Annotated in this window: 1 protein-coding gene and 1 pseudogene; one reads left to right on the forward strand and one right to left on the reverse strand. The window is 70.0% G+C overall.

Features of this window, described 5'->3' with window-relative positions:
* Positions 1-126: 126 nt before the first annotated feature.
* On the forward strand, positions 127-636 hold the full coding sequence (locus HUX53_RS34560; protein ID WP_176407482.1) for a hypothetical protein: 510 nt from the start codon (positions 127-129) through the stop codon (positions 634-636).
* Here the strand turns inward: HUX53_RS34560 and HUX53_RS34565 are convergent.
* Positions 546-1,155, reverse strand: a pseudogene (locus tag HUX53_RS34565) (hypothetical protein); the annotation flags it as partial. The gene HUX53_RS34560 and the pseudogene HUX53_RS34565 overlap by 91 nt on opposite strands.

Raw genomic sequence — 1,155 nt, forward strand, 5'->3', positions numbered from 1 at the left:
TTGTTCGATTTGTTTGCTGATGCTAGTGTATTTTATGCTCGTTGGTGGCTTATTGCTTCTTTTCTTTTTTTTGAGTGCTCCGCCGACCACGGAGATCTACACATTCCGCTTCGTCGGCAGGTTCAGATGGTTAGAAGAGACAGCGCGGCACCGCGCGGCGGACGCCTGACCGCCATCGCGCTCCCCGCGCTGCTGGGCTTCCCCCTGCTCAGCCCCACGCCGCCCCCGGCAGCCGGGACGCGCGTCTACAGCGACTCCGGGACGCTGCGGGCCGACTCGCTGACGATGTCGGGGCTCAGCTATGACGGCGTCGTGTCCCTGCCGTCGGCGGGCGGGACGGTCAAGGCACTGAAGTTCTCCATGTCCAAGGCCGTCCTGAAGAACGTGAACGAGACGGTCACGCACGGCGGCGCCACCACGCGGACGCGGGCCCGCAATCTCACGCTCACCGGCGACGTCGTCATGTACACGACGAAGATGTCGTCCAAGCTGCTGGGAGTCCCGCTGACGTTCACGCCGGAGAGCCCGCCGCCGCTGACGCTGCCCTACATGGTGATGACGGACGTGGTGTCCGAGCAGCCGTCCGTCACCGCGAACGGTGCGCAGCTCACCGGGCTCGGCATCGCCGACGCCTGAGACCCGGTCTGCAGCTTGCCGCGCAGGATGAACGCGCCCAGCAGCACCGCCGCCACGACGAGGACCACCGCGATCGTGACGACGAGCACCGTCCTGCGGCGCTCCCCGCCCGGCCTGGGCTGCTGCTGCCAGTCCGGATACCGCCGCGACTGGTCCCACGGCGGGGACGGCTGCTGCGGCGAGTCCGTCCGGGCCGGGGGCGGCGCCCACTCGGTCTCCAGCAGCGTGCGGGGTTCGCGGTCCTGGCCGGGGCGTGCGGGCGGCGGGCCGTTCCGGTCGGCGAAGCCGCCCCGGTCGCGGCGGGTCACCGGGCTGAGGTCGTCGGCGTCGCGGCGGGTCATGGCCTCGCGGTCCTGCCGGGTCACCACGCCCAGTTCGGACGGGTCCAGGACGGTCTCCGCGGCGTTGTCGGCGCGGACCGGCGGCGGGCGGCGGGCGGACGGCTCGTCCAGCACCTGTCTCTTATACCCCTCCGACCCTGCCGCCGAAGGAGAACGTGTCAACCCAGTTGCTCGCCGT

The sequence above is a fragment of the Actinomadura sp. BRA 177 genome (assembly GCF_013372625.1).
Classification (GTDB): domain Bacteria; phylum Actinomycetota; class Actinomycetes; order Streptosporangiales; family Streptosporangiaceae; genus Spirillospora.